General features: G+C 64.5%; 3 protein-coding genes and 1 pseudogene. 3 read left to right on the top strand and 1 reads right to left on the bottom strand.

Going from position 1 to position 4,839, the window contains the following annotated elements; translation table 11 throughout:
* Positions 1-216 precede the first annotated feature (216 nt).
* Positions 217-360 carry a hypothetical protein gene (locus K8640_RS42255; RefSeq protein ID WP_223752260.1) on the top strand — a complete coding sequence of 48 codons (144 nt, stop codon included), beginning with the start codon at positions 217-219 and terminating at the stop codon, positions 358-360.
* Positions 361-798: 438 nt separating this feature from the next.
* Here the strand turns inward: K8640_RS42255 and K8640_RS42250 are convergent.
* Positions 799-1,716: pseudogene (locus K8640_RS42250) on the bottom strand (IS3 family transposase); the annotation flags it as partial.
* A 180-nt stretch (positions 1,717-1,896) separates the two neighbouring features.
* On the opposite strand from K8640_RS42250, the gene K8640_RS42245 reads away from it, so the two are divergent.
* Both K8640_RS42245 and acpP read left to right on the top strand, forming a co-directional pair.
* Positions 1,897-4,176, top strand: coding sequence for a virulence-associated E family protein (locus K8640_RS42245; RefSeq protein ID WP_223752259.1), 2,280 nt, complete (start codon positions 1,897-1,899; stop codon positions 4,174-4,176).
* Between the two features lie 221 nt (positions 4,177-4,397).
* A complete protein-coding gene (gene acpP, locus K8640_RS43405) occupies positions 4,398-4,766 on the top strand; it encodes an acyl carrier protein (RefSeq protein WP_370640455.1) in 369 nt (122 codons plus the stop codon).
* Positions 4,767-4,839: the final 73 nt, after the last annotated feature.

Here is a 4,839-nt window from a genome sequence, read left to right as displayed (position 1 = left end):
TACCAACCCTCAGCCCTCTCTCCTCTCGGCCCCCTGCTTGGGCATCCCACCCCAAAAGGGCGAAAGTCGAGTCAGAGATCGCACCAATACTTGATTGGCGGATTGGTGCCGCCTCGGCGGAGACACATGCAGGAGCTCTCTCTGGAATAGGTCGGCTCGTCGACGCAGCAGGCAATGGTTGAGCCGAGCTCTCTCGGCAAGCAGTAGGTGCCGGCGATGGACGAGCACCTCGGCCAAGTGGAAGGGCAGGTCGGCTCTGCCGCGCATTCGGTGGTGATGCCGTCGCACGTGACGCCCACACCGTTTGTCGCGGTGCAAGTCGTCGTCGTCGAAGGACAACTCACGTCACCGCCCCACTGACAGGTGGCCGTGCACGCCGAGAGTTCCTCCGAGGATGTGAGAAGGCCGCTGCTTTCTTCAGGCGCCCCATCTGGCACTCCACCACACCCGACAGCGAATGCAGCGGCACCAGCCAACAGCAATAGCATCAAGCTCTTCATGATGATTTCCCTATGGTGAGGGTGTGCGAGCGAAGGACCACCAAGCCAAGATCATTTCATGCAATTCAGGCCAAACAAGCAACCCGAAATGCACGAAAGAACCCGCAGAACCACCAGCGGACGCTGTCCTCGTCACGCGCGAGCCTGTGCCCAGGCCCCGTGCAGGCCACACCACAACACGCCCAAGACTCCCTCCCCTCTCGTCGTGAGGCGCCGCCCCCTCCCCGGTGTGCACGGCTTTGGGGAGGGGGTGCCTTGGAGTTACACCGGTCTCGTTGAGTCCCGGCGACTTGGTGAGTCAAGCCGCAGTTGGGTACCTCTTCTCATCGTTAGCAGCAGACTGGTAGCCCAGGGCGGAGCGCCTCCGGCGCAGGTTGTACCAGCCCTCGACGTACTGGAAGACAGCCATCCTGGCTTCTGCGTGAGTGCGGAAGGTCCGTCGGTCGAGCAACTCGCACTCGAGGCTCGCGAAGAAGGATTCGCACAGCGCGTTGTCGTACGCGTCGCCGACGCTCCCCAGGGAGGGACGGACTCCAGCCTGCCTGCACCGCTGCCCGAAGCTCAGCGAAGTATATTGGCATCCCTGGTCCGAATGATGGATGACGTCTCGGGGCTGGCGCTGGGCGACGGCCATGTCCAGCGCGGAGATGACCAACTCAGACTTCAGGTGAGTCGCCATGGCCCAGCCCACCACCTTGCGACTCCACACGTCGATGACGACAGCCAGGTAGAGAAAGCCCGCCCACGTCGGGATGTAGGTGATGTCGGCGACCCATCACTCGTTTGGCTCTCGGGCTTCGAATCGGCGCTCCACCAGGTCTGCAGCGGGTTGTGCCGCGTCATCTCGCTTCGTCGTCACGCAGTATCCCCTCCGACTGACTCCCGCCAACCGCGCCTCTCTCATCAGTCTGGCGACGCGCCGGCGTCCCACCTGGAGGCCGTGCGTGTCGACCAGCTCCGCCCGGACGCGAGGTGCGCCATAGGTGCCGTCCGACATCTGGTGAATGGCGTGGATGCGCTCGGAGAGGTGGGCATCCTCCTCGGCCCGTTTTGAGGCAGGCCTGCCTCTCCAGGCGCAGTAGCCGGCCTCGGTGACGCCCAGCGCCCTGCACATCGTCGACACCGCATGTCCGGCCTGGTTTTCGCTTACGAATCGGAACGCTTCTTGGGCGTCCCGATGCCTTCCTGTGCGAACCAGGCCGCGGCTTTTGAGCGGATGTCTAAGGGGTTTAGCAAACCAGCCTTTTTGACGAGTGACGAGCTGACACCCCTCCTGCCGGCGAACAAAGCGCGCACGCGGGCCACTGCGAGAAGTCACACGCATTTAGCAGGGGTGAACCCACCACTCGACGTTTCCGCCTCGAAGCCCATCCCCTCACCCCTTCATGCCCACCGGATGAAGGTCGCCTTCTACGCGTCCGCGCAAGACAATGTGCCGCAAGTCGCGGACCTCTCGTGGCCCGAGCTGTCAGCAAAGCTCGTCGCCCATCGTCGCAGCCGGTGCCCGACGTCGCCCTGCCCTCGTGGCTGTCCCGCGAAGAACGGCCCGGCCTGGAGCCCCGTCGACATCGTCGAGCGACAACGCGCCGAGAACGTGCGCGCCGTCACGGTCGCCGTGTTCGACCTGGACCACCTCAGCTCGTCGCAACTCACGTGCCTGGATGCCGTCAGGAACCGGAGACTGGCCTTCGCGGCCCACTCGACGCACAGCAACCGCCCGCCCGAGGACTACTGCCTGAGGCTGGTCATGCCGTTGTCCCGGCCCGTCCTGCCCCGGGAGTGGTCCGCCGTTCGCGAGGCCGCAATCCGCCTGCTCGACCTCCCCGCCGACCCGGCCACGAAGGACCTGGCTCGCCTGTACTTCCTGCCGGATGCGCCCGAGGGAGTCGAGCCCATGGCCCTCAGCGGCGAGGGAATGCCCCTGGACGTCGACGGGCTGCTCGCCATGGCACGTTCGGGCCTTCCGGCTACTCCTCCACCCCCTGATGGCTCTCCGACCGACCTGCACGAGCTGAGGGCCCTTCTGCGGCGCATCCGGAAGCCCGAGCATGTTGACCTCGTGCGCCGGGCCCTTGCCGGTGAGCCCCTGGCCCCCGTTGGCGGCCAAGACAACGCCCTGAACACCCTGATGTCGTGCGCGGCCTTCGTCCTGCCGCTCGCCACACCCGAATCGGCCATCGTCGAGCTGTTCCGTGCATCGTTCGCGGCCACGGACTGGCAGGAAGGCACGGAGCACCTGTGCGAGCAGGCCCTCTTCAAGCTGCGGCGCCACAAGGAACGCCGTCGGGCCCGGGATGCGTCGCAGCTCGCCGATAACCGCGCCATCTGGGAGGCCCTTGGCGGGAGCACGCCTGCTTCGCTCTCCATCGACGCCCCCGGCTTCGAGGAAGACGCTCCGGCCCCCGACGCCTGGGTGGGTGAGCTGCTGCTCGACACCACGAAGGACGGCGGCAAGCGCATTCGCAACTGCGAGGCGAACGTTTTCACGGTGCTCCTCAAATCCCCCGAGTGGCGCGGCGTCTTCCGCTTCCACGAAGTCACGAAGGGGCTCGAAGTGGAGGCCATCCCCCTCGGCCCCAGCGTGGACCTGGAAACGCTCGACGTGCTCGTCGCCAACTGGATTCAGCTCAGCAAGTACGGGCAGCTCGGCCTGATGCCGAAGGCACACGTCGTCGCGCAGCAGCTCCTTGCCGTGGCGAAGGCCAACAGCTACGACCCGGTCGCCGACTACCTCGCGGAACTCGTCTGGGACGGAAAGCCGCGGCTCGACGAGCTGCTCGTGACGTACTTCGGCGCGAGAGGTGAGCAAAACTACCTGCGGGCCGTCGGCGCGAAGTTCGCCATCTCTGCCGTTGCGCGTGCCCCTCGCCCTGGATGCAAGGTCGACACGGTGATGATTCTGGAAGGGCCCCAGGGCCTCCGGAAGTCGACGGCGTTCCGGATTCTGGGCGGCAGGTATTTCAGCGACGCGACCATCGACGTCACCAGCAAGGACAGTGCGATGCTGGCCTCTCAGTTCTGGTTCATCGAACTGGCCGAACTGAGCACGTTCCGCAAGAGCGAGGACCAAGCCCTCAAGGCGTTCATCACGCGGGTTGAGGACACCTACCGGCCGCCCTATGGACGCGCCAACGTGAAGGCTCCGCGTCGGTGCATCTTCGTCAGGACCACGAACGACGATGACTACCAGAGAGACCCCACGGGGCATCGACGCTTCTGGCCGGTGAAGTGCTCCCGCATCGACACCGAGGGGCTCGCGCGCGACCGCAGCCAGATTTGGGCCGAAGCCGTCGTGCGCTTCCACCAGGGAGAGGACTGGTGGTTGACCAACGAGGAAGCAGCCGGCGCCGAGCAGCAAGCCGCGCTGCGCATGGAGAACGTGGGAGACAGCCGGAAGGAAGTCATCCTGAAGTGGCTGCTGGAGATGCCGGCCGACAGGCGCCCCAACGACGTGACGCTGCTCCAGGTCGGCGTCGAAGCCTTCGCACTCCACCCCGCCCAGGTAGACATGCGCTTCTCACGCGAAATCGGCGCGGCCCTGAAGTCACTGGGCTTCACCCGTGGCCAGCGCCGGATGGGGGACGGGACGCGGCCTCTCGTTTACTACCTCCCGGACGAGATGAAGAACGCGCCCATGGAAAAGCGCGGCGAGCGGCCAGGGGCATTTAGGCCTTAGAGAACAGTCCAACCAAACGAAAGCGCGCCACACAAATAAACTCGGACAGCACATGGGCTGGCGGGGCAAGTCGTGTTTCCGCCACGGCTGGCCGAATCCATCCTCTCTTCACAACATCTTCACCGACCCGCCGCGGAAACCAAAACACTGCAAACTACGCCAACTCCCTTGACCACAAATGCAGATCCATCAAAATAGCCGTCCCCACATCCAGGAGACCCATGCACCACTCCATTGCTCGCCATTCCGCGCTAGGATTTCTCGCCGCACTGCTAATCTCAACCACGGGGAGCGCCTCGCCCAGCCCGCTCGCGTCCACGCAAGCCTCCACTACACAAGGCACTGCTGGATTCTCGAGCACTTGCACAAAAGTAAAGAGAATCATCGCAGAGAAGGCCGACGTCCCCCCCTCCAGCGTCACCGACAGCGCAGATCTCGTTCATGACTTGGGCATGGATGAGCTAGACCTAATCGAACTCGCCATGCACTTCGAAGATGAGTTCGAAATCGAAATCCCCGACGAACACGTCGAACTCATTCACACAGTCGGCGATGCATGCAAGTACGTCGAAGGGGCCGTCGGCTCCTAAACCAACGATCTCGATTCTCGCACGACGTCAGGAGGCGCGCCTGAGGGCGGCTCGGCGCAGGGATGGACAGGCA

The organism is Myxococcus sp. XM-1-1-1 (assembly GCF_020037095.1).
GTDB lineage: Bacteria > Myxococcota > Myxococcia > Myxococcales > Myxococcaceae > Myxococcus > Myxococcus fulvus.
This window is presented reverse-complemented; position numbering and strand designations above follow the sequence as displayed.

Coding starts and splice junctions, on each gene's coding strand:
- K8640_RS42255 (WP_223752260.1), top strand. CDS start 217: ATGGACGAGCACCTCGGCCAAGTGGAAGGGCAGGTCGGCTCTGCCGCG.
- acpP (WP_370640455.1), top strand. CDS start 4,398: ATGCACCACTCCATTGCTCGCCATTCCGCGCTAGGATTTCTCGCCGCA.
- K8640_RS42245 (WP_223752259.1), top strand. CDS start 1,897: ATGAAGGTCGCCTTCTACGCGTCCGCGCAAGACAATGTGCCGCAAGTC.